This is a genomic window from Paenibacillus mobilis, from assembly GCF_058267595.1.
The window spans coordinates 11,458-35,172 of the sequence record NZ_JBZCMS010000004.1; the positions used below are offsets into that span (position 1 = coordinate 11,458).

Here is a 23,715-nt window from a genome sequence, read left to right on the forward strand (position 1 = left end):
AGAAAAATATAAAGGATAGGAGCATTTGCGATGAAATTTACTGATGGTTATTGGCATGTCAGAACAGGCTTAAACGTTTTATATCCGGTTGAAATCCGGGATGTGAAGCTGGCTGAGGATGCGGTGACGGTTTATGCCTCGACCAAAAAAATCGAACACAAAGGCTCAACCCTGAACACCACCTTGCTGACCGTCCGCTACAGCTCCCCGATGAAAAACGTCATCTGCGTCGAATACATCCATAATGACGTCGATGAAGCGGCTCCGAAATTCGAAGTCCGGCAGGACCCGGCTGCAGCCGTATCCGTCAGCAAGGAGGGCGGCATTGCCCGCCTCGCCAGCGGCGAACTGAGCGTAAACATCGACCTGATGCAGGGCTGGCAGGTGGACTATCGTTACGGGGACCGGAGATTGACCGGCACGGGCTATAAAGGTCCGGCCTACATCAAATCCCTGCTTGGCCCGGAGGTCTACATGCGCGAGCAGCTTGATCTTGGGATCGGAGAATACATCTACGGGCTCGGCGAACGTTTTACCCCTTACCTGAAGAACGGGCAGACGGTCGACATGTGGAACGAAGACGGCGGAACCTCCAGCGAGCAGGCTTATAAAAATATCCCGTTTTATCTGTCCAATTACGGATACGGTATTTTTGTGGACCACCCCGAACGGGTTTCCTATGAAGTCGGCTCCGAAATCGTCTCCAAGGTGCAGTTCAGCGTTCCCGGCGAAAGGCTGAGATATTACATCGTCGGCGGGGATACGCTCAAGGACGTGCTCGGCAATTACACGGCGCTTACCGGCAAACCTGCGCTGCCGCCGGCCTGGTCGTTTGGGTTGTGGCTGACCACCTCGTTTACGACCAACTACGACGAAGCAACGGTCAACAGCTTTGTGGACGGGATGCTGGAGCGGGATATCCCGCTGCATGTGTTCCATTTCGACTGCTTCTGGATGAAGGAATTCCAATGGTGCGACTTCAAGTGGGATGAGGATGTTTTTCCGGATCCGCAGGGCATGCTGGAACGGCTTAAAAGCAAAGGGCTTTCCATCTGCGTCTGGATCAATCCGTATATCGCCCAGAAGTCGGACCTGTTCCAGGAAGGCAAGCAGAACGGCTATCTGGTGAAAAATCCGGACGGCACCGTCTGGCAGTGGGACCGCTGGCAGTCGGGCATGGGCCTGGTCGACTTTACGAATCCGGCTGCGGTGCGATGGTACAAAGACAAGCTGATCGAGCTTCTTCGGATGGGCGTCGACTGCTTCAAAACCGACTTCGGCGAACGGATCCCGACGGATGTCGTTTATCACGACGGCTCCGATCCCGTTAAAATGCACAACTATTATACGTTCCTGTACAACAAGGCGGTATTCGAAGCGCTGGAAGAAGTCCGCGGGAAAAACGAAGCGATGGTGTTCGCCCGTTCCTCCACTGCCGGCGGTCAGCAGTTCCCGGTTCACTGGGGCGGCGACTGCTCCGCGTCTTACGCCTCCATGGCGGAGACGCTGCGAGGCGGCTTGTCCCTCGGTATGAGCGGCTTCGGCTTCTGGAGCCACGACATCAGCGGGTTCGAGCGCACGGCGACGCCGGATCTGTACAAACGCTGGTCCGCGTTTGGTTTGCTGTCGTCCCACAGCCGGCTGCACGGGAACGAGTCGTACCGCGTGCCGTGGCTGTTCGACGAAGAGGCGGTGGATGTGCTTCGCTATTTCACCAAGCTGAAATGCACGCTGATGCCTTATTTGTACGGCAAAGCGGTGGAGGCGGTGGAAGCGGGGCTTCCGGTGATGCGCTCCATGGTGCTGGAGTTTGCGGACGATCCGAACTGCGCGCCGCTGGACCTGCAGTACATGCTTGGCGACAAGCTGCTGGTGGCGCCGGTCTTCAACAACCGCGGCGAAGGCAGCTATTATTTGCCCCGGGGACGCTGGACACATCTGCTGACCGGCGAACAGCGGGAAGGGGGACAGTGGTATGCGGAGAATTACGATTATTTCAGCCTGCCGCTGTTCGTCCGCGAGAACACGCTGCTTGCTGTCGGGCAAAATGAACAGCGGCCGGATTATGATTATGCGGACGGCGTTTGCCTTCATCTGTTCGAGCTGCGGGACGGAGCTTCCGCAGAGACGGTCGTCTACAGCACCAAAGCCGAGCGGGAGCTTCAGGTAAATGCGGAAAGAGCAGGCCGGGAAATCTGCATTACGGCGCAAGTGCAGCCGCAGCAGGCGCAAGCTGCCGGCAAGCCGTGGCATCTCGTCCTGAGAAACGTTGACGAGGTGGAGTCGGTCACCGGCGCTTCTGCCGAGCAAACGCCGCAAGGCCTGCTTTTGACGCCGGATGAAACGGGGGACAGAGCTGTGATCGTTCGGCTGAAATAGCGGACAGGTGAAGTCGTAGGGGCATTCGGTATAACAAAGGTAGAAAAAAAGCTAAAAGCATAGGGGGATCGCGCCTTCATAAGGGGAACAGCGCCTTCGCCAGTGAATGTTAAGTTTATGGTGAGGTTAAACCGATAAATTTATTAATAATCGTGTTTAGAACTCGAAGAACGGAGATTCCCTTATGCTAAATAAAATACTCGCGCTATTTAGAAAGCCGCAGCCAGCTAAGGTTTCTAAGAAGCCACCCTCAGCCGCAGCATCCAAATCCCGCAGGAAAGTAGAAGCCGGCCGAATCGGGGAATTAGGCGAGCACAAGATCAATATTCAGCTGGATCAGCTGCCGAAGGACTGCAAATCACTTAGCGATCTTATGGTAAAAAATCCGAAGTCCCGGACGGGTTATTCGCAGATCGACCACCTGGTTATCACTCCTTATGCCTTATTCGTTATTGAAACCAAAAACTACAACGGTGAGATCAAAGGCGGGCGTTCCGACAAACAATGGTCCGTCAGCAACCGGTTTAAGATGTATAACCCCTTGATGCAGAATTATGGGCACATCAAGGCCGTAGAAAATTTGCTTGCTGATGAGACGAATCTGAGGTTTGTTTCGTTGGTTTCATTTACGATGAGATGCAGGTTCAGCATTGACCTGGAACTTCGAAAAATCCATTCGGACGAACTTATCGTTTATGACACTGAGCTGTCCGAGTTTATATCCAGAAAGCTCATCCGGTTAAAAACGGAGAAGCCGGAACCTCTGTTCAATCCTGAAACAATTCAAAAGATATACGATGAGCTTAAACAGGCCAATATCACGGATCCGGCCATCCGTCAGCAGCATATTGACAGCATCAAAACGACTAAGAGCAGTGCGTCCTCTGGACATGGACAAAAGACTTCATCTTAAAAAGACTAAAAAGCTGATCCCTGCACTTCGCAGGAATCAGCTTTTTGACGTTTAAAGTCACGTGCTTAATCGGTAATGGTCTATCCCAAACAGCTCTTCACGTGTCTCCTCGCCCCAAATCCCATGTCTTAATTCATCATTAAAGCATGCCCTGCTTCCGCTCAATTTCGCAGGTAGAATTTACAGCGAAACCGATTGTGCTGCCGGCAAAAGGGTCTGGAATTCCGCGAGCGAAAGCACGTTAGCGTATTTGGCGTTCAGATCAAACAGGTTCGTACAGTGGGAGAAATAGGAGCGGTCGAAGCAGCATTCGTCGATGACGAAGGTGGTGAAGCCATGGGAGTGGCTGTCCACGGCCGTTGCCCGCACGCAGCCGGAGGTGGATACGCCGCATACGACTACGGTGTTCACGCCCTCCCGAATCAGATGAGCGGTGAGCGAGGTCTGGAAGAAGGCGCTCGCTTTTGTTTTGTCCAGCACCCACTCGTTCTCCAGCGGTTGGATGAGGTCAGGGAACTTATTGAACTTTCCGCTCATATCGAGCTTGCTTTTCGACTTGACGGCTCCGCCGGCATAGGTGCTGTTATAATCGTCGCCGCGCGTAAAGATGATAGGCTGATTCATGCTTCGGAACAAGCCGAGCAATTGCGCGATTTTCGGCAGCGCCTCCCAGGAAGCGGGGCCGCAGGCGGTCGGAAACTCCGCGATGGACTCTTCCAGTGTAAGTCCTTCCGAGCCGGTAAAACCGTAAGTGGCATCAACGACCAGCAGGGCCATCCGCTGTCCGGCCTCCATTTCCTCCATAAAACCTGCCTTGCGGTATGTTGTCCATTCCGGTTCCGGAATGGCTTTCATCCATTCTTTAATCGTAGTTTGATCCATGAGGGTATACCCCTTTCCTTCCCAGAGGGAGTTCTTTTATATGGTTGCCGCTTTGGCCGCTGCGGATTTCCAATACTCGACGATTTCGCTGCCTGTTGCGATCCAGACGTCTTCACGGCTGCGGATATGCTTGAAAGCTTTCTCCAGATATTTGCTCCGGAAAGGATGGCCGATCAGGAACGGATGCACGCAGATCGACATCACTTTGCCGGTATGGCCGCCTTCCTCGTAGAGCACATCGAATTGATCGATGATGGACTGCGCAAATTCCTCGGCGGTATAGTTCAGGTTCAGAATAGCGGTAATATCATTAATCTCAATGGAGTAAGGAATCGTGTACAGCGAGCCGCTGCGGACCTTCATCGGATAAGGCTGCTCGTCGTTCACCCAATCGGCGACATAGGTAAAACCTTCCTCGGCAAGAATGTCCGGCGTACTGAAGGTTTCCGACAGTGCCGGTCCGAGCCATCCCTTCGGTGCCTTACCCGTGGCGGCCGTAATTGTATCGCGCACATTGCGGATAATTTGCCGTTCCTCTTCTTCCTCCATGCCGACAACGAAGCGAGAGTTGGTTTGCCCGTGTCCGAGCCATTCCCAGTCGAGCTTCATTCCTGCTTCCATGATTTGCGGATACATTTCACACACTTCGCTGTTCAGCGTTGCGCTTCCCTTGATTCCGTATTTATCCATCAGGTCCATCAACCGCCAGACCCCGACACGGTTGCCGTAGTCGCGCCAGGAATAATTCATGATGTCGGGGACAAGTCCGGCGGTAACCGGTGCAATGGACGTACTGGGCAGGTCGAAGTGAAAATGCTCGATATTCGGGACGACCCACAAAGCTACGCGGGCACCGCCCGGCAGAGGCAGCGTTTCTCTGTCGACAATTGGAACAAAATCGAACCTTTCATGATTCATTTTCTCTCACTCCTTCAATTTTGAGTAAAATTCGATAAAACCTAACCAAACTTATTCAAAACATACCATAATTATATCGGTAAATCCGAAGGGGTCAATAACTTTTTGTGAATAAACCTAACATATATATGACATAAAAGGCGACTTTTTCTTCAGCCTTACAAGTTGCCGGGAATGAGTCGATAAGATAAGATGGAGGATATTCGATCAAACTAAGTAGAAGAGAAGCATCAAAACGGAGGATATACCTATGTTAGTAGCCATCCAGGAAGCGGCCAAGCTGCTTGGCGTCTCTCCGACGAGCTTGCGCAGGCTGGAGAAGGATGACATTGTAAAAGGGTACGGCATTCGCGTCTATTACACGCCGGGGGGACAACGCCGTTATTCCACGGAGGAAATCGAGCAGTATTATTTGAACCGCGGATTCTCCGGCCGCTTCGGCTTCGGCGATCACCCTGTGCTGCTCGTTATGGATTGCAATACCGCGTTCACAAGCAAAGATTCGGCCATGCACGGCGAATGGGATAAGGAGATCGCCCATATTAGCGAACTGGTGGATACGGCGCATAAGACGGGGTGTCCGGTTATTTTTTCAAATTCTTATTTCGATCCAAAGGATCCGGCGCTGAACCTATTTCTCCGCAAGGTGCCTGCCATGGAGGCTCTCGCCCATGATCCGGCGGAGATCCAAATCGATCCCCGCATCAAGGTGAGACAAACGGATCGCAAGATTTTTACTAAATATTACACGGTTTATTCCGATACGGATTTGCTGCCCCTTCTTCGTTCTTTCGACTGCGATACGCTGATCCTGTGCGGCTTCTCCACGAGCGGCGCCGTCCGTTCCATGGCGACCGAAACGATCCAATACGCCATGCGTCCGATCATACCCGCCGAAGCGGTCGGCGACCGCGACGACCTTGTGCATCGCAACAATTTGAGCGATATCGACCGCAAGTTTGGCGATGTGGTGAAGCTGAGGGAAGTGCTGCAATATTTGCAGGAGCGTAAGGGTTAATGGTTATTGCCGAAATTCGATCTGAAACAAACAAGGCTTGGGAAGCGCCGCACGCCCCCAAGCCTTTGTTTGTTTGCGGCCAAAGCCGGCAAACGTGCCTCTTTTTACCGCCGCATTTTTTATTGCTCAGCCATATGTATTTAACATAGGTTTCTGCCTGTTTAAGCCTTAAAATGAACCACGGCGCTGTACTGCAGCTGGTTTCGGACCGGGTCGAAGGCGGCCTGATGCTGCACCGAATGAACCTTGAGCATTAAAGCTTTGTTAATGTCGATGCGATCCTCGATCGTTTTTTCCAGAACCTTAAGATCGTAAGCCTGAAAAAACTCTATTTTATCCTGAATTGTATCCAAGGTAATATTCACGGTTTCACCTCCTGCTTGCAATTCTATTGTAGCAAAAAAGTTAAAGGTTCCCGCAAGGTTTTCTGCCCTCTTTAGCGCATTCGCCGCCCAATCCCATTAGCTCCTTTAGCTTTGCCAAAAAGGCTGCCCTACGGCAGCCTTTCAAATTTGTTTTCCTGGGCGTCGATCAGCGCCAGTTTGTAATTGAGTTTTTCCAGTGTTTTCATCAGCAGTCCTATTTGTTCCTCGACTTTGTTTTTTTGGCTGGCGAGCATTATTTTTCTTAGGGGCAGGGTGCGGTCTCCGCTTTTGTACAGTTCAACGTATTGTTTGATTTCCGCCAGCGGCAAACCGGTCGAACGCAGCGCTTGGACCATCTCTACGCAGTCGACGAAATGGTCGCTGAATTTACGGACCCCGTTTGCATCCCGCTCTGCCGCAGGCAGCACGCCTTCCTTCTCATAGAAACGCAGCGTATACGGGGATATCCCCGTTTGCTTAACAACTTCCTTAAGGGTATAAGCCATAAAAGACCTTTCACCGCCTATCGAGGTTAGAGTTACTCTACTCTATTTTATAATCCCGGCTTGCCTTGAGTCTATAACCCCCTTGTCCATAAAGGATAGGGTTTTTCATTTGACTTAGAGCGGCTGTAGCCCGGTAAGCTAAAGGAGCAATCATAAACCAGTGGAAGAGGAGGGTCTTCAATGACCAAAACGGTATTGATTACCGGGAGTTCAACCGGGCTGGGAAATACGGCTGCCAGAAAATTTGCCGAAGAAGGATGGAATGTAGTAGCAACAATGCGTAAGGCTGATAAGCGTTTGGAAGAGGATTATCCCGAGAAAATATGCGTAATGGAACTGGACGTGACCAGCCCGGCCACGATCAAGGCAGCCATTGACGCCGGAATCCAGCGGTTCGGACGGATCGACGCCGTTGTGAATAACGCCGGCGTCAGCATCCTGTCCATCTTTGAGGCAACGCCGATGGAGACTGTCCGCAGCGTGTTCGAAACGAATGTTTTTGGCGTCATGAACGTCGTTCAGGCTATTACCCCGTATTTCCGTGAGCAAGGCGGCGGTACGGTTATTAACATCACCTCGAACGTTGGTTTTACGTCCAATCCGCTCCTGACGGTATACGTGTCGACCAAACATGCCGTCGAAGGATTTACAGAGGCGCTTTCGTTCGAGCTTGAATCGCAAAATATCGCCGTCAAGCTGGTAGAACCCGGCGCCATGCGGACCACCCATTTCGCCGCCAACACGATGGCCGCCACCAAAGACTTGGCTATTCCTGAAGCGTACAAGCCCTATTTTGATCATATGATGCGAACGATGCTGCATTATCCGTTTGAGAACGCGGATGAGAAGCAGGTCGCCGAACAAATCTACGCCGCAGCGTGCGATCCGTCGGATCGGCTCCGTTACCTCGCAGGTCCGGACGCGGAGGAAACGGCAAGGCTGAGATGGACCCAATCGGAAGAAACCTATATGGCGACCATGCGGGAGCTGCTGGGGCAGACGGCGTGGAACAACAGCCAAAACTGATGAAGGCTGATGGCATAAGCTAAGCTTTGAAGATTCTGCTCCAAAAGGATGGTGGGTTGGAAGATGAAGGAGAGATTGCACCCTGAACTTAAAGAAGGATTTAACGCTTTGCCGGAGGTCTTGTATACCCGGGACAATTTAGAGGACAAAAGGGAAGAGATGCAGCTGTTTGCCGCCGCCGTGGCTGCATCGCTGCCTGCCCATGATGCCGTAAGGATTACCGAGGCCTATGCGCCGGGAGCAGCAGGAGACCCGGATGTACGAATCAAGATTTACCAGCCGCCCGGGAAAAATGTCCCTCTTCCAGGCGTTCTCTACATTCACGGCGGAGGTTATATTCTAGGCTCTGCGGATATGATGGATCCTGCCCTGCAGCAAATGGCGGCGGAGCTCGGCTGTGTCATCGTATCCGCAGATTACCGGCTGGCGCCGGAGCATCCTTTTCCGGCTCCGCTCGAAGATTGTTACGCCGCGCTTCGCTGGTTCTCCGAGCACGCGCAGGAGCTGGGCAGCGACCCTTTGAGAATCGCCGTTATGGGCCCTAGTGCCGGGGGCGGTTTAACGGCCGCTTTGTCCCTTTTGGCCAGGGACCGGAAGGGCCCCTCAATCCTGTTCCAAATGCCGCTTTACCCGATGCTTGACGACCGGATCGTCACCCGATCCAGCCAAGAAATCACGGATGAGCGTGTATGGAGCACGGCCAAAACCCGGCTGGCCTGGGAGATGTATCTAGGAGAGCAGGAGGAGGTTTCTCCTTATGCCGCTCCGGCACGGGCCGCCGATTTATCGGGACTTCCGCCCACTTACACCTGTGTCGGGGATCTGGATCCGTTCCGCGATGAAACGATCGATTACGTATCCCGGCTGACGCAGGCCGGCGTACCTGCCGAATTTCATTTGTACCCCGGCTGTTTCCATGGCTTTGAAGAGTATTTTCCTTCTGCGGAAATCAGCCGGCGGGCGACCCGGGAATATTATTCGGCTTTAGCAAGAGCTCTGCACAAATGATCGGCTGCCCGGCCTAATCAGCTGCATCTAATCTCCTAAACCCCAAAATGCACCTTCCCTGTCAGCGTTCGCTGTCCAAGAAGGTGCATTTCATTTAAGTATTCGTTATTTAGCCTGATCCGTTCGTTTCCTTAGGCCAAAGCCCGCTCGACTTCCTGCTTTAACTGGCCTGCATTCAGCTCCGCAGGGAACTGAAATTCCTTGTTGTTTATGAATACGGTCGGGACCATCTTTACTTTGCGTTTCATCGCTTCGGCCGTGATTTGCAGGCTTAACTCAATGTTGTCCGGCTGCTCCTGCAAGCCGTATTCTTCCACCAGCAGCTTTTTAATCGAATGGCTGTCCGATTCGCTCCAGCGGTTTTGTTTGGCAAACAGCTCTTTCATGAGCTCATAGACCCGCTGCGGATCCCCATAATCCAGGAAGGCGTTCGCCAAGGTGCCGTACAACAGCATTTCGCGCGGCTTGTCGTAATGTTTGATCACATACTGAACCTGGCCGCTCGCGAGTGCGGGAAAATGCCCGCCGCGCGGCATGGAGGTCCAGCGGGTGATATTCAGGTTGCGGGAAGCCCAGCTTTTGGGAGGCGGCAGCACATCCGCCTTGAATAAGGCCAGGCCCGTCGGGACTTCGATATAGCCAAGCGGCGGCAAACCGTTTCCGTTTTCATAATACATACGCGTAGAGGAGGCTGCCGTGTCAGTCACCCAATAGATCATGATATGGGTGATTAATTCATCCCAGGAGTATATTTTTTGCAGGTCGCCTTCACAATCGCTCCAGGCGTGGAATTTCTCCATGATCCAGGCCGCCAGACCGACCGGGGAGTCGGATAGACCGTAAGCAAGCGTTTGTGGACGGGTACGGCCAAGCTGGGGATGTCGCCCACCACTTCCCGGGTAACTTCCCGTAAGCTGGCGGGTGCTTTGTAGCCGAATTTATCTATTGAAAAAGGTCATGGATCTCATAAAAAAGAACCTTTTCCAAGGAAAAGGCTCCCTTATCTGCTATCCGTTATTTGCTTTCGTCCTGGATTTCCTCGCGGAAACCCTTGAGGCTCATTTTGCGGTTATCGTTTTTGGCTTCGATATCCTGTTTTTCGGCCGCGGAAATTTCATCGGCATGCTCATCGAGATATTCCTCGGCTTCGTTCAGGTTCGCAATCGTGTGATTGATATGCTGCTGCAGATGAACGGCATTATCCTTGCGGTTATCCGGTTTAGGCACGGTATTCCCTCCTTTTTCTAAGAATCGCTGTTAGGATGCATGATTTAATTGAAAGCTATACGCAGGAATGAAGGAAATTATGGAAAGGAGCCTCCCGTCCAATTGAATCCCGCCCGCCGTTAGGGTAAAATTGCACTATCTGTACTTAGGAAAAGGGGATTGTTTCGTTTGAGCCAAGAAGAAATCGTAAATGAACTGCCGGAGAATTACGCCGAGCTGAAAAAACAGGCCAACCGCACGGCGGATTGGAGAGCGCGTCTGGCTGCCGTGGAGGAGCTGGGCCGTTTCGACCATAAACAGGTCATCGATATTTTGACCCGCCTGTTGGAGAGTGATCCGGTATATACCGTCCAAAATGCCGCCTATCAAAAGCTCAAAGCTTTTGGCTATGACGCGAAGGCGCCTTCTCCAAATAAACCGGAGCCCGTTAAAGGGGTATCCAAGATTTTGCTTCGCATCAAAAAAAGTCTTCCACGCGATCATGCCTATGAGGACTTCAAGGAAAAATTCAAGAAAATGCGTATCGATATCTATGACGCTTATGAAGGCGAAAAAGGCGAGGATTTTGATGCCTGGCTGCAGAAAATGTGGTCCGAGCTTGGAACGCCGGCGGGCAAATAAAAGATAACAAACCTAAAAAACCTCTTTGATCAGGATCAGCACCCCGGTTTATTGACGAAGTTCACCGTTGGAGCGTTCAAGTTCAAAGAGGTTTTTTGCTTTCAGGTTATCCTTGGTTCAGCCACGACTCGTTTACTTTGATTTCGGTTCTGATTATAATGAGTTTCGTAAAATTTAATTGCAAAACATTTACTTTCGAGAGGATACGGGACTAATGTTCTGAATCGGGACGCACGTTTGCAGCCGGTTGAAATCCCTGGAGTAAAAACTGGAACGTTAGGCCAGTTTTCTCCATCCCCTTTCGTTTGTTATGATCAGATTTGGAGAGGAGGGAAAAAGATGAAAAGAAAAGTGCTGTTATCCGGTTTTGAGCCCTTTGGCGGTGAGCAGGTGAATCCGTCTTACGAAGCGGTCAAAAGACTGAACGGTAAAACGGCAGGCGATGTGGAGCTGATCGGTATTCAGGTCCCGACGGTTTTTAAAACCTCGATCGAGGTGCTGACCGAGGCTATCGAACGGCATAAGCCCGACGTAGTCATAGCGGTTGGACAAGCGGGAGGCAGGGCGCAGATTACGCCTGAACGCATAGCCGTTAACGTCGACGATGCCCGGATTCCCGATAACCGGGGGCAGCAGCCTGTCGATGAACCGGTTATTACCGGCGGTCCGGCTGCTTATTGGTCAACGCTGCCCATCAAAGCCATCGTCCGGAAATTAAGAGAAGCGGGAATACCGGCAGCCGTGTCCAATTCGGCGGGAACCTTTGTGTGCAATCACCTGTTTTACGGTCTGATGCATGAGCTTCAGGAAAAATATCCGCAGATCCGGGGAGGATTTATCCATATTCCGTATTTGCCGGAGCAGGCATTAAGCAGCGGTCAGCCTTCAATGAGCCTGGATACCGTTGTCCTGGCGCTGGAGACGGCAGCCGCAGAGGCTGTTCATGCGCTTCAGGATATCAAGGAGACAGGCGGAGCGTTCCATTAAGTCAGGAAGCAGGGAAAGGAGGGGCGTGAGGCTGCTCCTCTTTTGCGTTCTCCCTTTACCGCCAATTTGGTTTACCTTATAGTTCCTTATGAAAGAGGCAAAAGGAAGCCGGGACGGCACACGGATTAGCAGCTTTAATCAAGATTCAAAATATTTAACAGAACAGAATATAGGAGAAGCGTGATGACAAAAAAATACAGCACGTTAGATGTTACGGAGCAGGAATTACGGCCGGACTCTATATTCGGTACGGATGCAGGGATGGCCTTGGTGGATGCTAAGGGAATTTTTATCAAAGTCAATTCCGAGCTGTGCCAGTTTCTTGGATATGAGGAACAGGAGCTTCTGGGAGAATATGCGGGAAAAATCGTCCATCCAGAGGATATGCCTCTTATCCGCAAGAATTACCGGGCCTGGATGGAAGAAGGCACAGAAATATTGCATTTGGAGAGTCGTTATCTACATAAAGAAGGACATGTTTTGCGCGTATTGGCCCGGTTATTGAAAATGCCGGTCATGGACACGAATTTCATAGTGCTTCATCTTACGGATATGACCTGGACCAGTCAGCGGAATCAAGGCAAGACCAACTGGGAAGTGATGAAAACCCTCTATCATTTAAATTCGGACGCCGTTATGGTTGTAAACCTTGAGGGCAGGGTCATCAAGGTTAATGGCGCGTTCGAAAAAATGTTTGGTTACCGGGAAGCGGAAATGCTGGGCGGGTATCCGCCTACCATTCCTTACGCGCTTCTTCAGGAAACCTTGGCTTGCCTTAAGGATCAGAAAGGAGATCCTGCGCTCCTCAAGAAGGAATACGAAACCGTCAAACGGACCAAAGAAGGCCGGTTGATTTCCGTTTTTGTGAAACTGTTCCCAATCTGCGATGAAACCGGAGCGCTTTATGCGCTTGGCAAGGTAATGAAGGACATTACGGAACAAGGCATTTTGACCAGCCAGTTTCATGATCTCGTGGAATTTAATCTGGATCCTATTCTGATCTTTAATTCCAGCGGTTATGTCGTGCAGAGCAACAAGGCGTTTACCGATCAATTCGGCTGGCCGATGAGCCGGGTGCTGGACCGGCATTGGCATCAGCTTCCCTTCATCGTCCGGGAATATGATTCGGATTTGAAGCAGATGGCCGAGAAAGTGAGCGGCGACAATATCGTGACCGGCTTCGAAACCCAGCTGCTCAAAGAGAACGGCGAAATCGTGCAGATTTCGCTGACCGGATTTCCGCTTAAATACGGCCGGAACGGTACGGGAGGCAGCGCATTTATTATCCGGGACATCACGCCTCAGAAGAAAGCGGAGCAGCTGATGATCGAATCGGAGAAACTTTCCCTGGCGGGCCAGTTGGCGGCAGCCATAGCGCATGAAATCCGCAACCCGATTACTTCTATTAAAGGGTTCCTGAAGCTGCTTGAAAATTCCGAACGTAAACAGCATTATTTTGAAATCGTCAATACGGAAATCGACCGGATCGAGCTCATCCTGAGCGAAATGCTGGCGCTGGCCAAACCGCAGGCTTCCAGGCTGGAGCGGAAGAGCCTCAGGCTCATTCTCGATCAAGTCGTTTCATTGCTTGGCGGAGAAGCCAATATGAACGGCATTGAACTGATTCTGAACGATTATGCCGAAGGAGCGGAGGTGGACTGTGACGAAAACCAGATCAAGCAGGTCTTTATCAACTTCATAAAAAACGCTATCGAAGCCATGCCGGAAGGAGGAACCTTGACGATCGAACTGTCTGCGCCGGAACCGCCTGATTCCCCTGATTTAAAAATCGTATTTACCGACACGGGGACGGGAATTCCGCCGGAGCTGCTGGCCAAAATCGGGGAACCCTTTTTTACTACAAAAAAGAGAGGGACCGGTCTTGGGTTTATGACCAGCAGAAACATCATCGAGAACCACAAAGGAAAACTAAGCATCACAAGTAAAGTGAATGAAGGAACAAGAATTGAAATCAGGCTTCCATCGGCTGGCCTGGCTTAGCACTAAGAAGTTTTACGCCAATGAGAAAGGTACCTGGGTTTCATTTGCCTAAGGGCCTTTCCCCTGACAACCATCGATAATTCGATTGACAATAGAGGTCCGGGTGCCTATTATATAGAATAATTTAATTGCCTTTTTTTGGCCTATAATTCCTACTATTTTCATTAACTTAATAAGATTTAAGGGGGATGCTCATGAACATCGACCATATCGAGGCCTTTATTTACATCCATCATTATGGAAGCTTTAACAAAGCGGCTGACGTTCTGTATATTTCCCAGCCTACTGTAACTGCCCGGATTCAATCTCTGGAGCGGGAACTGGACTGCCGGTTATTCGACCGCCTGGGCAAACAGGTTCATTTGACGGATAAAGGCAGACAGTTTCTTCCTTATGCCCAGCAGATTCTCCAAACCTATCAAAAAGGAAAACATCAGCTCCACACAGGCGAAGCCCTCCCGGGTGAAATCCGGATCGGCAGCACCGTTTCGGTATCGAATTATTTAATGCCTTCCTTGCTGACCGGCCTGAACAGAAAATTTCCGGACATCAAATTCAAGCTGTTGACGGCGGCAACGGACGCGTTGGCCTCCAAGCTGGCCAACAAAGAAATCGACTTCGCTTTTGTCCGAAAAATCGTTAACCCCAATTTCCAGTCCTATTCCTTCTATGAGGATCCGATCCGTCTATACGTCTACAAAGAACATCCGCTGGCTGCGGTGAAAAACGCATCCATCCGCGACCTGGAGGAGGAGCGGCTGATTTTCTTCGAATGCGGCTCCCTGGATTGGCTCCGGATTCAAAGAGCGTTCGAAATTCTGCAGCAGCCCCCGAACATTTTATACCATGTGGATAATTCCGAAACGGCCAAAAAGCTGGTGCTTGGCAGGTCGGGCATCGCTTTTCTGCCCGGCGTTTGCGTCAGACAGGAGGTGGAGAGCGGGGAACTGATCCCCGTAGACATCTCCGAAACGGCTGGAACCGTCCTGCAAACCCATCTGATTTCCCTGAAAGACGAGCATACAACTGTCATAGAATCCTTGTTGGAGCTGGGCCGGGAGCTGTAGCCGGAGGCGATTCGATTTTTACATCGAAAAATAGAAAAACTCTATTAGACGCGTGATAAAAATCACGGTAAAGTTAGTACCAATATAATTCTTACTAATTCGATAGGTATTATCGATAAAAGAAAAAGTCTAATTTGAGGGGGATCTATCGATGAGAAAAACAAGCGCTGTCCTATTTGCCATTTTATTGACCGGGGTGATCGCGGGATGCGGCAGCAAGGAAAAAGCCTCGGGAAATGCCGCTGCCGCGGCAGCCGGGAATAAAGAAGCCGTGACCAAAATCGTTGTCGGGACCGGAACCGGGTTTCCAAAGGTCTGCTTTATCGACGAAAACGGCAAATTGACCGGCTTTGACGTAGAACTGGTGAAAGAGATCGATAATCGCCTTCCGCAATATGAATTCGAATTGCAGACCCAGGAATTCTCGAACCTGCTGCTGAGCCTTGAAACGAAAAAGATCGATTTTGTCGCTCACGAAATGGAAAAGAATCCGGAAAGAGAAGAAAAATATTTGTTTAACAAAGAACCTTACGCCCACTGGAGAAACAAAATCATCGTGGCGAAGGATAACGACACCATTCACTCGCTGGACGACCTGCAGGGCAAAAAGGTGCTCACCGGAGCTACAAGCGCGGAAGCTCAGATTCTCGAAAACTATAACAAAGACCATAACAATGCGATTCATATCGTCTACCAGAATGGAGCGGCCAACGATACGGTAAGCCAGATTACGAGCGGACGGGTGGATGCTACCATCGGCGCGGATTTCTCTCTCCCGCTGATCGATCCGCAGGGCAAACTCAAGACGGTTGGCGATGACTTGTCCGAAGCGGATATCCTGTTCGTGTTCCGCAAAAATGACCCGGCCGACCAAAAGCTGGCCGATGCCATCGACGGCGCGATCAAGGAACTGAAAGCTGACGGCACGCTGGGCAAGCTGAGCAAGGATTGGCTGGGCCAAGACTTCACGGCGGATTCGGACACGGGCAAATAAGCATCAGGAACGGAGGGGACCGCATTGGGAGCGCCGTTTGATTTTTCTTTTATTTTTCGTTTCTTCCCCAAGCTGTTTGACACGCTTGGACTTACGCTGCTTATTGTCGCCGGTTCGCTGGCGGCGGGGATCGTCGTCGGTTTCCTGATTGCGCTCCCCCGGCTTTACAACGTACCGGTATTAAAGGGGTTCTCCCAGGTCTATGTTTCCTTCTTCCGGGGGACTCCGATTCTGATTCAGCTGTTCCTATTCTATTACGGCCTGCCGGAAATTCTTAAGCTGGTAGGGATTGACCTTTCCAAAGCGCCGGTGCTGGTTTTCGTCATCATTACTTACGGCCTGAATACCGGGGCTTTCCTGTCCGAGACGATCCGGGCTTCAGTGACGGCCGTGAGCAAAGGCCAAATCGAAGCGGCTTACGCGGTGGGCATGACGGGGGTTCAGGCGTTTACGCGCATCGTTTGGCCGCAGGCGCTGGCGGTAGCCGTGCCGGTGTTCTCCAATGTCGTGCTCGCGCTGCTGAAAGATACCTCGCTCGCTTTCACTTTGGGCGTGATGGAGCTTACGGGCAAAGCGCAGACGCTTGGCGCGATCACCCAGCATTTTATTGAAGCTTATATCTCGCTCGCTTTGATCTATCTGGTCATCAGCATGGCTTTGGAGCAGCTGCTCAGGCTGGCGGAGCGTAGACTGATGCGGCACGAACAAACCGATGCTGTCGCCGCCAGACGATTCAGGTTTCCCAAAGCCCGTTCTTACCGGCAGCTCATTGCGGGAGCGGATCCCGGCAAAGGAGGAGCGGAGTTATGAAAATCGACTTGACGTTTGTATGGACGGCTTTTCTGCAGATCCTGCCGGCGATTCCTACAACCCTGGTTATTACGGCGGTTTCGGTCTCGGCGGGTTTTGTGATCGGATTGCTGGCAGCATTGGCCCGGATCTACAAGGTTCCGCTTCTCGGGCAGGCGGCCTCAGCTTATGTCACCTTTATCCGGGGAACCCCGATGCTCACCCATCTGCTGCTGATTTATTTCGGGCTTCCGGTCATCCTGGACGCTTTGTCGGCCCAGTTCGGCTGGGGTTTCAAATCCGCTTCCATTCCGATGATCGGTTTTGCCTTCGTTTCTTTCTCGATTACAGCCGGCGCTTATATGTCGGAAGTCATCCGGTCGGGCCTGCTTGCCGTTGACCGGGGTCAGATGGAGGCGGCTTATTCCATAGGCATGACTACGCCGCAGGCCTTGCGCAGAATCGTGTTCCCGCAGGCTTTATCGGTCAGCATTCCCAACCTGTCCAATTCCGTGATCGGGATGCTGCACGGCTCTACGCTGGCTTTTACGGTGTCGGTGGTCGACATCAACGCGAAAGCTCAGATCGTCGCTTCGACCAACTGGAAATTTTTTGAGGCTTATGTGGCTGCGGCTCTGATCTTCTGGGGGCTTACGCTGCTTATCGAACGGCTGACCGCCGTGATCGAGAAACGCATGAATCTGTACAACCGGGGTGGCGTTATATGATCAAACTCAAAAATATCCGCAAATCCTTCGGCAAACATCAGGTGCTGAAAGGCATCGACCTGACCGTGCAAAAAGGGGAGGTCGTTGTGATTCTGGGCCCTAGCGGTTCGGGAAAAACGACGCTGCTCCGCTGCGTGAATTATCTGGAGAAACCCGGCGACGGCGAAATCCGGATCGGAGACTACCATTTGAACTGCAAACAGGCCGGCAAAAAAGAGATTCACGCCCTGCGCCGGAAATCGGCCATGGTGTTTCAGCAGTATAATCTGTTCCGCCATAAAACGGCGATCGAAAACGTCATGGAAGGGCTTGTCGTCGTCAAAAAGCTGCCCAAGGCAGAGGCGCACCGGCGCAGCGCCGAACTGCTGGAGAAGGTGGGGCTTGGAGCCAAGCTTGATGCGTATCCGAGCCAGCTTTCCGGCGGACAGCAGCAGCGTGTAGGCATTGCACGCGCGCTGGCGCTGGAGCCGGAAGTGATTCTCTTCGACGAGCCGACCTCGGCACTCGACCCCGAACTGGTGGGCGAGGTGCTGGAGGTCATTCGCAAGATCGCGGCGGAAGGCATCACGATGATCGTGGTCACGCATGAAATGGGTTTTGCCCGGGACGTGGCGAACCACGTTGTATTTATGGACGGGGGCGTCATCGTGGAAGAGGGCAGCCCGGCCGAGGTCTTTAATCATCCGAAGGAAGAGCGGACCCGGCAGTTCCTGAAGCGGATTACGCCGGAGCCGAGCTACAGCATCTGAACTCTAGCCAATCAGGGGGAATCGAAATGGCAATCAAGATCAGCATATTGGATCAAAGCCCGATTTATCCGGGCGAAACCTACGAGGTGGCGCTGGCCCATACCGTAGAGCTGGCGCAGAAAGCCGAAGAGCTGGGTTTCCGCCGGTTTTGGGTTTCCGAGCATCACGACTCCGGCCAGGTGGCGGGTTCGTCGCCCGAGGTGCTGATTTCTTACCTGCTGGCCAAAACGAATACGATCCGCATCGGTTCCGGCGGGGTGATGCTTCAGCATTACAGCCCTTATAAAGTTGCCGAAAACTTCAACGTATTGGCCACGCTGGCACCGGGCCGGGTGGATCTGGGCATCGGCCGGGCGCCCGGCGGGCTTCCCCGCAGCACCCAGGCGCTGCAGAGGGGCGGCGGAGATACCGCTAGCCTTACTGAGAAAATCACTGAGGTGGCCCAGCATTTGGGCAGCGGACTAGGTGAGGATCATCCGCTTGCGGGGCTGCGGGCTACGCCGCTGCCGCTAACCGCATCCCAGCTGTACGTGCTCGGCGCAAGCGTCGGCAGCGCCAGAATTGCGGCGGAGCTGGGCCTGCCTTACGTATTCTCCTTGTTCATCAACGGGGACGAAACCCAGGCGGCCGAAGCGGTTCAGGCTTACAGGGAAACCTTTGAGCTTCAGGCCGGGGAAAAAGGGCTTCCGGGTTTGAAGCCGCAGATTATCGTCGCCCTTTCGGTGGTCGTGGCGGAAACGGAGGAGGAAGCGGAGGAACTGGCCGGCCATTACAAGCTGGTCAAAATTCATTTGTCCAGCGGCAAAACTTTAACGGTCGCCACGACCGAGCAGGCGGAGGAATTTGCCCGGCAGACCGGAGAGCCCTATACGATTCAGGAGCTGGAGCCTGCCGTGGTGAAGGGCACCAAAGAATCGGTGCGGCAAAAGCTGCTGGAGCTGCAGGAAACCTTCGGCGTCGAGGAATTTGTTTTCACCAGCAACATTTCGCCGTTCGCCAAGCGGCTCCGCTCGTTTGAGCTGCTGAACGAGGCTTTGGCCGAAGTGCCGGCCGAAGCCTGAGGTACTGTTTCTATTCCGCACAGGAGGTGTCTCTTATGGCTAACCAGCCTACAGGTACAAATATAGATACGGCTGCGGAACCCGGGCTGGAGCAATGGGTGCGGATTCGCAGGCATCTCCATCAATATCCGGAGCTCTCCGGCGAAGAGATGGAGACTACGGCTTATATCCGCGCCCGGCTGGAGGAGCTGGGCATCCGGATTGCAGACGCCTTCCAGCTCCGCACCGGTCTGGTTGCGGAGGTAGGCGGGCAGCGCCCCGGGCCGGTCATTGCGATCCGCGCCGACATCGATGCGCTTCCCGTCACGGAGGAGACGGGCCTGCCCTACGCTTCCGCCATCCCTGGGAAAATGCATGCCTGCGGCCATGATTTCCACGCCGCGGCGCTGATCGGGACGGCGTATGCCCTGAAGCTGCGCGAAAGCGAGCTTTCCGGCACGGTCCGGCTGATCTTCCAGCCAGCCGAAGAGAAAGCGAAAGGCGCGCAGCAGGTCATCGCCAGCGGAGCGCTGAAGGGGGTGGCGGCCATCTTCGGGATGCACAACAAACCCGATCTGCCGGTCGGCACGATCGGGATCAAGGAAGGCCCGCTTATGGCGGCCGCCGACGGTTTTGCGGTGCAGGTGCACGGTAAGGGCACCCACGCCGCCGTTCCGGAAGCGGGCCTTGATCCGATCGTGGCCGCTTCGCATATCGTGACGACGCTGCAGTCGATCGTGAGCCGGAATGTCGGCTCGCTGGAAAGCGCGGTCATCAGCGTCACGAAATTCAACAGCGGAACGATCTGGAATGTCGTTCCGGACCTGGCGGTGCTGGAGGGTACCATCCGCACCTTTGAAGAAGGCGTCCGCACGCGGGTGCTGGAACGGTTCCGCCAGATGGTGGAGGGAACGGCGGCCAGCTTCGGCATGGCGGCGGAGCTTCGCTTCATTGAGGGGCCGCCGCCCGTGCGCAACGATGCCGCGCTTGCGGCGCTTGGCAGCCAGGCCGCCCGCGAAGCGGGTTATACGGCCATTGTGCCCGTGCCTTCGCCGGCGGGCGAGGATTTTGCCGTCTATCAGCGCCATGTGCCGGGTTTGTTTGTGTTTATGGGGACAAACGGGACCGAGGAGTGGCATCACCCGAATTTTAATTTGGATGAGGCGGCCCTGCCGGTGAGCATAGGATTTTTCACCAGGCTTGCCGAGCTTGCTCTTGAACGGTTTACGCAAGACGGGGGTGAGCCGAGATCACGGAGCTGAAAGCTGATCGGTCCGCCTCTCTTTTGCATAAAGTTTATGACGTCCTGATCGTCGGAGCGGGCTCCATGGGGATGAGCGCCGGCTATCATCTGGCCAAAAGGGGCGCCGGCGTGCTTATGATCGACCGCTTTGATCCGCCGCACCGGGAAGGCAGCCACCACGGCGAACCCCGGCTGATCCGCCATGCCTACAGCGGGGATCCCGTTTATACGGACATGGCGCTCCGCGCGCAGCGGCTCTGGGAAGAAGCCGAGCAGGAGAGCGGGGAACGGCTGTTTGTCCGGTCCGGCGTGCTTAACGTGTCCGACAGTGAGCTTTACGGCTATGGTCCGCGTTTCCTGGAAGCCCGGCGGCGTTCCGTTCCGGCGGAGCTGCTGGATGCCGGCGAAATCCGGAAGCGCTGGCCCGGTCTGCAAATCCCGGACCGGTTCGAAGCGTTGTACGAACCGGCGGCCGGTTATTTGCACAGCGAACGCTGCGTGGCCGCTTACCGGAAGCTGGCGCTGCAGGCCGGAGCGGAGCTGCTGCCTAATACGCCGGTGATGCACGTGGCGGCGGAACCCGGGCAGGTTACGATTTTTACGAGAGAGGGCTGCTATCACGGCGCTGCCGCCATTTTGAGCGCGGGCGCCTGGTTCCGCTCCCTGACGCCGTTCCTTTCGCTGCCCATCCGCGCCGTCCGCAAAACGGTCGGGTGGTTTGAAGCCGGCGGAGCGTTCCGTTCCGGAGATTTCCCCGGGTTCACGCTGAACGCCGAAGAAGGAAGCTACTATGGATTTCCCGATATTGGCGGGGCCGGCTTGAAAATCGGGCGTCATGATACAGGTCTCCCCTGGACACCCGGGGAGGAGCTTCTGCCGTTCGGCGCACGGGAGGAAGACGAAGGGGACCTCCGCAGGCTGCTGGAGCGTTATCTGCCCGGAGCGGCGGGCCGGCTGCAGAAGGGAGCCGTATGCAAATATGAGCTTTCGCCGGACGAGGATTTTATTCTGGACCGGCATCCGCAGCATAAACATGTCATTGCCGCCGGAGGTTTCTCCGGGCACGGCTTTAAATTTGCGAGTGTCATCGGGGAGGTTCTGGCGGATCTGGCAATGGAACAGCCGTCGTCTTTTGATTTAAGCCCTTTTGCGTTATCCCGCTTTAACCGCCGTGCGGTCAAAGCTTAATTTTTGACAATCTGGAGGAGATCCCTTTGAGCGAAGCGTATAAACTGGCTTTTTTAGAGGCTTATGACCAGCTAAAGGAAGCGGTGGACGGTTTAAGTCCGCAGCAGCTGGACTGGAAGCAAACCCCGGAGGTCTGGAGCGTCAAAGAGGTGCTTACTCACCTGACCGACCATCTCATCGTCGTTTCGTTCCGCATTCGCGACATTCTGGCGGGAACGGAGAAACCGCTGCCGGTATTCAGCCAGGACAACTGGATCAACGGCCAGCATGCCAACGACGGTGAAATCGAGGACATTTTTGAGGTTTATGGGACCCTGCTTCGGTATAACGCCAGGCTGTTCGGACGGCTGACGCCCGAAGACTGGGCGAAGACGGGCATCAATGCCAAAGGCGAAGAGGTGACCGTCTCCGAAATCGCACGTCTTTTTACGGCGCATGTTCAGAACCATCTGGGGCAGATCAGCCGGATCAAGCAGGCGCTTGCCGCGGCTGCGGTATAAATGAACGAAACCTACAATATTAAAGGAGGATGATCATGATGGCCAAATCCAAACAATTAAAGCTGGGCGCTCTGCTGCACGGAGTCGGAGGCGGAACGTCGATGTGGCGTCACCCGGACGCGAAAGCGGACGCCAGCGTTAATTTTGAGCTGTATAAGCAGTGGGTGCAGAAGGCGGAAGCCGGTAAACTTGATTTGATCTTTATCGCGGACGGCTTGTATATCACGGAAAAATCCATCCCTCATTTCCTGAACCGGTTTGAGCCGATTACGATCCTCAGCGCCCTGGCCGCAGCGAGCAGCCATATCGGGCTGGTCGGGACGTTGTCCACGTCCTACAGCGAACCGTTTACGGTTGCCCGCCAGTTTGCTTCCATCGACATGATCAGCGGTGGCCGGGCAGGCTGGAACGTGGTTACCTCCCCGCTGGAAGGTTCGGCGCTCAATTACGGGAAACGGGAGCATCCCGACCACGACAAGAGATACCGGATTGCAACGGAATACCTCGAGGTCACCCGCGGGCTGTGGGATTCCTGGGAGGATGATGCGTTTGTGCGGAACAAGGAGACCGGGCAGTTTTTCGATCCGGAGAAAATGCACACGCTGAACCACGAGGGAGAGTTTTTTTCGGTAAAAGGCCCGCTTAACATTGCCCGTTCCAAGCAGGGGCGTCCGGTAATTTTCCAGGCCGGAGCCTCCGAGGTCGGGAAAAATTACGCGGCCAAAGAGGCGGATGCCGTCTTTACCGGACATGAAACGCTGGCGGAAGCGGCGGCTTTCTACAGCGACGTGAAGCAGCGGGCCGCTTCCTTCGGACGCAACCCGGACGAAGTGCTGATCTTTCCGGGCATTTCGCCGATTATCGGCGCTACCGAAGCAGAAGCCGAGCAAAAATATCAGGACGTGGCGGCGCTCGTCACTATTGAAAATGCACTGGATTATTTGGGCCGATTCTTCGAGCATCATGATTTCTCCCAATATCCGCTGGACGAACCGTTTCCGGAGCTTGGCGAGCTGGGCAAAAACAGCTTCCAAAGCGGCACGGATAAAATCAAAAAGGATGCCAGGGAACGCGGCTTGACGCTCCGTCAGGTGGCGCTGCAGTCGGCGACGCCGCGCAGCGGCTTTATCGGTACGCCTGAGCAGGTTGCGGACCGCGTTCAGGAATGGTTCGAGAAGGGGGCGGCGGACGGATTCATGATTGCTTCCGCCGTTCCGAACGGGCTTGAGGATTTCGTGGACCATGTGGTGCCGATCCTGCAGGAACGCGGCTTGTTCCGTACGGAATACGAAAGCGGCACGCTGCGCGGCAATCTGGGATTGCCTGTGCCGGAGAACCGTTATGCGGCGGAACGCAAAGCGGCGGCAAGCGCTGCAGGCTCCCCGGCAGCCGCCAGCGAAACCGCCTCCGGCGTTTAAGATGCGCCGATGGTTATGGATATGGAGAACCGGGGGAAGGCACCTTATGCCGCAGGCATAGGTGAGGACAGCAGAAAGGCCGTAATCGAAGCTGTAAATGAAGTCACTGTGCATGAAGTTACTACTATGAATAAGGTTACTGTGAAAG

Annotated in this window: 24 protein-coding genes; 18 read left to right on the top strand and 6 right to left on the bottom strand. The window is 53.7% G+C overall.

What is annotated here, in order from left to right; translation table 11 throughout:
- The first annotated feature begins 30 nt into the window (after positions 1 to 30).
- Entirely contained in the window at positions 31 to 2,379 is a 2,349-nt protein-coding gene (gene yicI, locus AC3ZPD_RS08695) for an alpha-xylosidase (protein WP_490983901.1), read from the top strand.
- A gap of 184 nt (positions 2,380 to 2,563) precedes the next feature.
- Complete coding sequence (locus tag AC3ZPD_RS08700) at positions 2,564 to 3,292, top strand: nuclease-related domain-containing protein (RefSeq protein ID WP_490983902.1); 729 nt, start codon at positions 2,564 to 2,566, stop codon at positions 3,290 to 3,292.
- 180 nt (positions 3,293 to 3,472) lie between these two features.
- Here AC3ZPD_RS08700 and AC3ZPD_RS08705 read toward each other — a convergent pair whose 3' ends face one another.
- Together AC3ZPD_RS08705 and AC3ZPD_RS08710 are read right to left on the bottom strand one after the other, a co-directional pair.
- Positions 3,473 to 4,174, bottom strand: a complete 702-nt coding sequence (locus AC3ZPD_RS08705; RefSeq protein WP_490983903.1) for an isochorismatase family protein — start codon at positions 4,172 to 4,174, stop codon at positions 3,473 to 3,475.
- 36 nt (positions 4,175 to 4,210) lie between these two features.
- Entirely contained in the window at positions 4,211 to 5,092 is an 882-nt protein-coding gene (locus AC3ZPD_RS08710; RefSeq protein ID WP_490983904.1) for a polysaccharide deacetylase family protein, read from the bottom strand.
- 250 nt (positions 5,093 to 5,342) lie between these two features.
- On the opposite strand from AC3ZPD_RS08710, the gene AC3ZPD_RS08715 reads away from it, so the two are divergent.
- Positions 5,343 to 6,110, top strand: coding sequence for an isochorismatase family protein (locus AC3ZPD_RS08715; protein WP_229752529.1), 768 nt, complete (start codon positions 5,343 to 5,345; stop codon positions 6,108 to 6,110).
- Positions 6,111 to 6,271: 161 nt separating this feature from the next.
- Here the strand turns inward: AC3ZPD_RS08715 and AC3ZPD_RS08720 are convergent, their stop codons facing one another.
- Positions 6,272 to 6,475 carry a DUF2536 family protein gene (locus AC3ZPD_RS08720; RefSeq protein ID WP_490983905.1) on the bottom strand — a complete coding sequence of 68 codons (204 nt, stop codon included), beginning with the start codon at positions 6,473 to 6,475 and terminating at the stop codon, positions 6,272 to 6,274.
- 128 nt (positions 6,476 to 6,603) lie between these two features.
- The gene (locus AC3ZPD_RS08725; RefSeq protein ID WP_490983906.1) at positions 6,604 to 6,981 is read right to left on the bottom strand and encodes a MerR family transcriptional regulator; all 378 of its coding nucleotides are present in this window, start codon (positions 6,979 to 6,981) and stop codon (positions 6,604 to 6,606) included.
- A 180-nt stretch (positions 6,982 to 7,161) separates the two neighbouring features.
- On the opposite strand from AC3ZPD_RS08725, the gene AC3ZPD_RS08730 reads away from it, so the two are divergent.
- Together AC3ZPD_RS08730 and AC3ZPD_RS08735 are read left to right on the top strand one after the other, a co-directional pair.
- Positions 7,162 to 8,007 (top strand): SDR family oxidoreductase, encoded by an 846-nt coding sequence (locus tag AC3ZPD_RS08730; RefSeq protein WP_490983907.1) that lies wholly within the window; start codon positions 7,162 to 7,164, stop codon positions 8,005 to 8,007.
- Between the two features lie 63 nt (positions 8,008 to 8,070).
- Positions 8,071 to 9,015, top strand: coding sequence for an alpha/beta hydrolase (locus tag AC3ZPD_RS08735; RefSeq protein ID WP_490983908.1), 945 nt, complete (start codon positions 8,071 to 8,073; stop codon positions 9,013 to 9,015).
- 131 nt (positions 9,016 to 9,146) lie between these two features.
- On the opposite strand, the gene AC3ZPD_RS08740 is transcribed toward AC3ZPD_RS08735, so the two are convergent.
- Together AC3ZPD_RS08740 and tlp are read right to left on the bottom strand one after the other, a co-directional pair.
- A complete protein-coding gene (locus AC3ZPD_RS08740; protein ID WP_490983909.1) occupies positions 9,147 to 9,815 on the bottom strand; it encodes a DsbA family protein in 669 nt (222 codons plus the stop codon).
- Positions 9,816 to 10,029: 214 nt separating this feature from the next.
- Positions 10,030 to 10,242 carry a small acid-soluble spore protein Tlp gene (gene tlp / locus AC3ZPD_RS08745; protein WP_490983910.1) on the bottom strand — a complete coding sequence of 71 codons (213 nt, stop codon included), beginning with the start codon at positions 10,240 to 10,242 and terminating at the stop codon, positions 10,030 to 10,032.
- A 168-nt stretch (positions 10,243 to 10,410) separates the two neighbouring features.
- On the opposite strand from tlp, the gene AC3ZPD_RS08750 reads away from it, so the two are divergent.
- The 13 genes from AC3ZPD_RS08750 (at position 10,411) to AC3ZPD_RS08810 (ending at position 23,567) form a co-directional block, all read left to right on the top strand.
- On the top strand, positions 10,411 to 10,863 hold the full coding sequence (locus AC3ZPD_RS08750; protein WP_490983911.1) for a HEAT repeat domain-containing protein: 453 nt from the start codon (positions 10,411 to 10,413) through the stop codon (positions 10,861 to 10,863).
- 339 nt (positions 10,864 to 11,202) lie between these two features.
- On the top strand, positions 11,203 to 11,850 hold the full coding sequence (pcp, locus tag AC3ZPD_RS08755) for a pyroglutamyl-peptidase I (protein WP_490983912.1): 648 nt from the start codon (positions 11,203 to 11,205) through the stop codon (positions 11,848 to 11,850).
- Positions 11,851 to 12,033: 183 nt separating this feature from the next.
- Positions 12,034 to 13,851: a PAS domain S-box protein gene (locus AC3ZPD_RS08760; RefSeq protein WP_490983913.1), complete on the top strand. Its 1,818-nt coding sequence runs from the start codon at positions 12,034 to 12,036 to the stop codon at positions 13,849 to 13,851.
- Between the two features lie 194 nt (positions 13,852 to 14,045).
- Positions 14,046 to 14,918, top strand: coding sequence for a LysR family transcriptional regulator (locus tag AC3ZPD_RS08765; protein WP_490983914.1), 873 nt, complete (start codon positions 14,046 to 14,048; stop codon positions 14,916 to 14,918).
- Between the two features lie 151 nt (positions 14,919 to 15,069).
- Positions 15,070 to 15,912, top strand: coding sequence for a transporter substrate-binding domain-containing protein (locus AC3ZPD_RS08770; RefSeq protein WP_490983915.1), 843 nt, complete (start codon positions 15,070 to 15,072; stop codon positions 15,910 to 15,912).
- Between the two features lie 24 nt (positions 15,913 to 15,936).
- Positions 15,937 to 16,722 carry an amino acid ABC transporter permease gene (locus tag AC3ZPD_RS08775; RefSeq protein ID WP_490983916.1) on the top strand — a complete coding sequence of 262 codons (786 nt, stop codon included), beginning with the start codon at positions 15,937 to 15,939 and terminating at the stop codon, positions 16,720 to 16,722.
- On the top strand, positions 16,719 to 17,429 hold the full coding sequence (locus AC3ZPD_RS08780) for an amino acid ABC transporter permease (protein ID WP_490983917.1): 711 nt from the start codon (positions 16,719 to 16,721) through the stop codon (positions 17,427 to 17,429). Before AC3ZPD_RS08775 ends, AC3ZPD_RS08780 begins: the two co-directional genes overlap by 4 nt.
- Positions 17,426 to 18,178, top strand: coding sequence for an amino acid ABC transporter ATP-binding protein (locus AC3ZPD_RS08785; RefSeq protein ID WP_490983918.1), 753 nt, complete (start codon positions 17,426 to 17,428; stop codon positions 18,176 to 18,178). The genes AC3ZPD_RS08780 and AC3ZPD_RS08785 overlap by 4 nt, the downstream gene beginning before the upstream one ends.
- Before the next feature lie 26 nt (positions 18,179 to 18,204).
- Positions 18,205 to 19,239, top strand: a complete 1,035-nt coding sequence (locus AC3ZPD_RS08790; protein WP_490983919.1) for an LLM class flavin-dependent oxidoreductase — start codon at positions 18,205 to 18,207, stop codon at positions 19,237 to 19,239.
- Positions 19,240 to 19,274: 35 nt separating this feature from the next.
- Positions 19,275 to 20,480 (top strand): amidohydrolase, encoded by a 1,206-nt coding sequence (locus AC3ZPD_RS08795; RefSeq protein ID WP_490983920.1) that lies wholly within the window; start codon positions 19,275 to 19,277, stop codon positions 20,478 to 20,480.
- A gap of 23 nt (positions 20,481 to 20,503) precedes the next feature.
- A complete protein-coding gene (solA, locus tag AC3ZPD_RS08800; RefSeq protein WP_490983921.1) occupies positions 20,504 to 21,649 on the top strand; it encodes an N-methyl-L-tryptophan oxidase in 1,146 nt (381 codons plus the stop codon).
- A gap of 26 nt (positions 21,650 to 21,675) precedes the next feature.
- On the top strand, positions 21,676 to 22,149 hold the full coding sequence (locus AC3ZPD_RS08805) for a DinB family protein (protein WP_490983922.1): 474 nt from the start codon (positions 21,676 to 21,678) through the stop codon (positions 22,147 to 22,149).
- A 38-nt stretch (positions 22,150 to 22,187) separates the two neighbouring features.
- Entirely contained in the window at positions 22,188 to 23,567 is a 1,380-nt protein-coding gene (locus AC3ZPD_RS08810; RefSeq protein ID WP_490984293.1) for an LLM class flavin-dependent oxidoreductase, read from the top strand.
- Positions 23,568 to 23,715: the final 148 nt, after the last annotated feature.

Excerpts from the sequence above, each read along its gene's own strand:
- yicI (WP_490983901.1), top strand. The coding sequence starts at position 31 with ATGAAATTTACTGATGGTTATTGGCATGTCAGAACAGGCTTAAACGTT.
- AC3ZPD_RS08700 (WP_490983902.1), top strand. The coding sequence starts at position 2,564 with ATGCTAAATAAAATACTCGCGCTATTTAGAAAGCCGCAGCCAGCTAAG.
- AC3ZPD_RS08705 (WP_490983903.1), bottom strand. The coding sequence starts at position 4,174 with ATGGATCAAACTACGATTAAAGAATGGATGAAAGCCATTCCGGAACCG.
- AC3ZPD_RS08710 (WP_490983904.1), bottom strand. The coding sequence starts at position 5,092 with ATGAATCATGAAAGGTTCGATTTTGTTCCAATTGTCGACAGAGAAACG.
- AC3ZPD_RS08715 (WP_229752529.1), top strand. The coding sequence starts at position 5,343 with ATGTTAGTAGCCATCCAGGAAGCGGCCAAGCTGCTTGGCGTCTCTCCG.
- AC3ZPD_RS08725 (WP_490983906.1), bottom strand. The coding sequence starts at position 6,981 with ATGGCTTATACCCTTAAGGAAGTTGTTAAGCAAACGGGGATATCCCCG.
- AC3ZPD_RS08730 (WP_490983907.1), top strand. The coding sequence starts at position 7,162 with ATGACCAAAACGGTATTGATTACCGGGAGTTCAACCGGGCTGGGAAAT.
- AC3ZPD_RS08735 (WP_490983908.1), top strand. The coding sequence starts at position 8,071 with ATGAAGGAGAGATTGCACCCTGAACTTAAAGAAGGATTTAACGCTTTG.
- AC3ZPD_RS08740 (WP_490983909.1), bottom strand. The coding sequence starts at position 9,815 with ATGGAGAAATTCCACGCCTGGAGCGATTGTGAAGGCGACCTGCAAAAA.
- pcp (WP_490983912.1), top strand. The coding sequence starts at position 11,203 with ATGAAAAGAAAAGTGCTGTTATCCGGTTTTGAGCCCTTTGGCGGTGAG.
- AC3ZPD_RS08760 (WP_490983913.1), top strand. The coding sequence starts at position 12,034 with ATGACAAAAAAATACAGCACGTTAGATGTTACGGAGCAGGAATTACGG.
- AC3ZPD_RS08765 (WP_490983914.1), top strand. The coding sequence starts at position 14,046 with ATGAACATCGACCATATCGAGGCCTTTATTTACATCCATCATTATGGA.
- AC3ZPD_RS08770 (WP_490983915.1), top strand. The coding sequence starts at position 15,070 with ATGAGAAAAACAAGCGCTGTCCTATTTGCCATTTTATTGACCGGGGTG.
- AC3ZPD_RS08780 (WP_490983917.1), top strand. The coding sequence starts at position 16,719 with ATGAAAATCGACTTGACGTTTGTATGGACGGCTTTTCTGCAGATCCTG.
- AC3ZPD_RS08785 (WP_490983918.1), top strand. The coding sequence starts at position 17,426 with ATGATCAAACTCAAAAATATCCGCAAATCCTTCGGCAAACATCAGGTG.
- AC3ZPD_RS08790 (WP_490983919.1), top strand. The coding sequence starts at position 18,205 with ATGGCAATCAAGATCAGCATATTGGATCAAAGCCCGATTTATCCGGGC.
- AC3ZPD_RS08795 (WP_490983920.1), top strand. The coding sequence starts at position 19,275 with ATGGCTAACCAGCCTACAGGTACAAATATAGATACGGCTGCGGAACCC.
- AC3ZPD_RS08810 (WP_490984293.1), top strand. The coding sequence starts at position 22,188 with ATGGCCAAATCCAAACAATTAAAGCTGGGCGCTCTGCTGCACGGAGTC.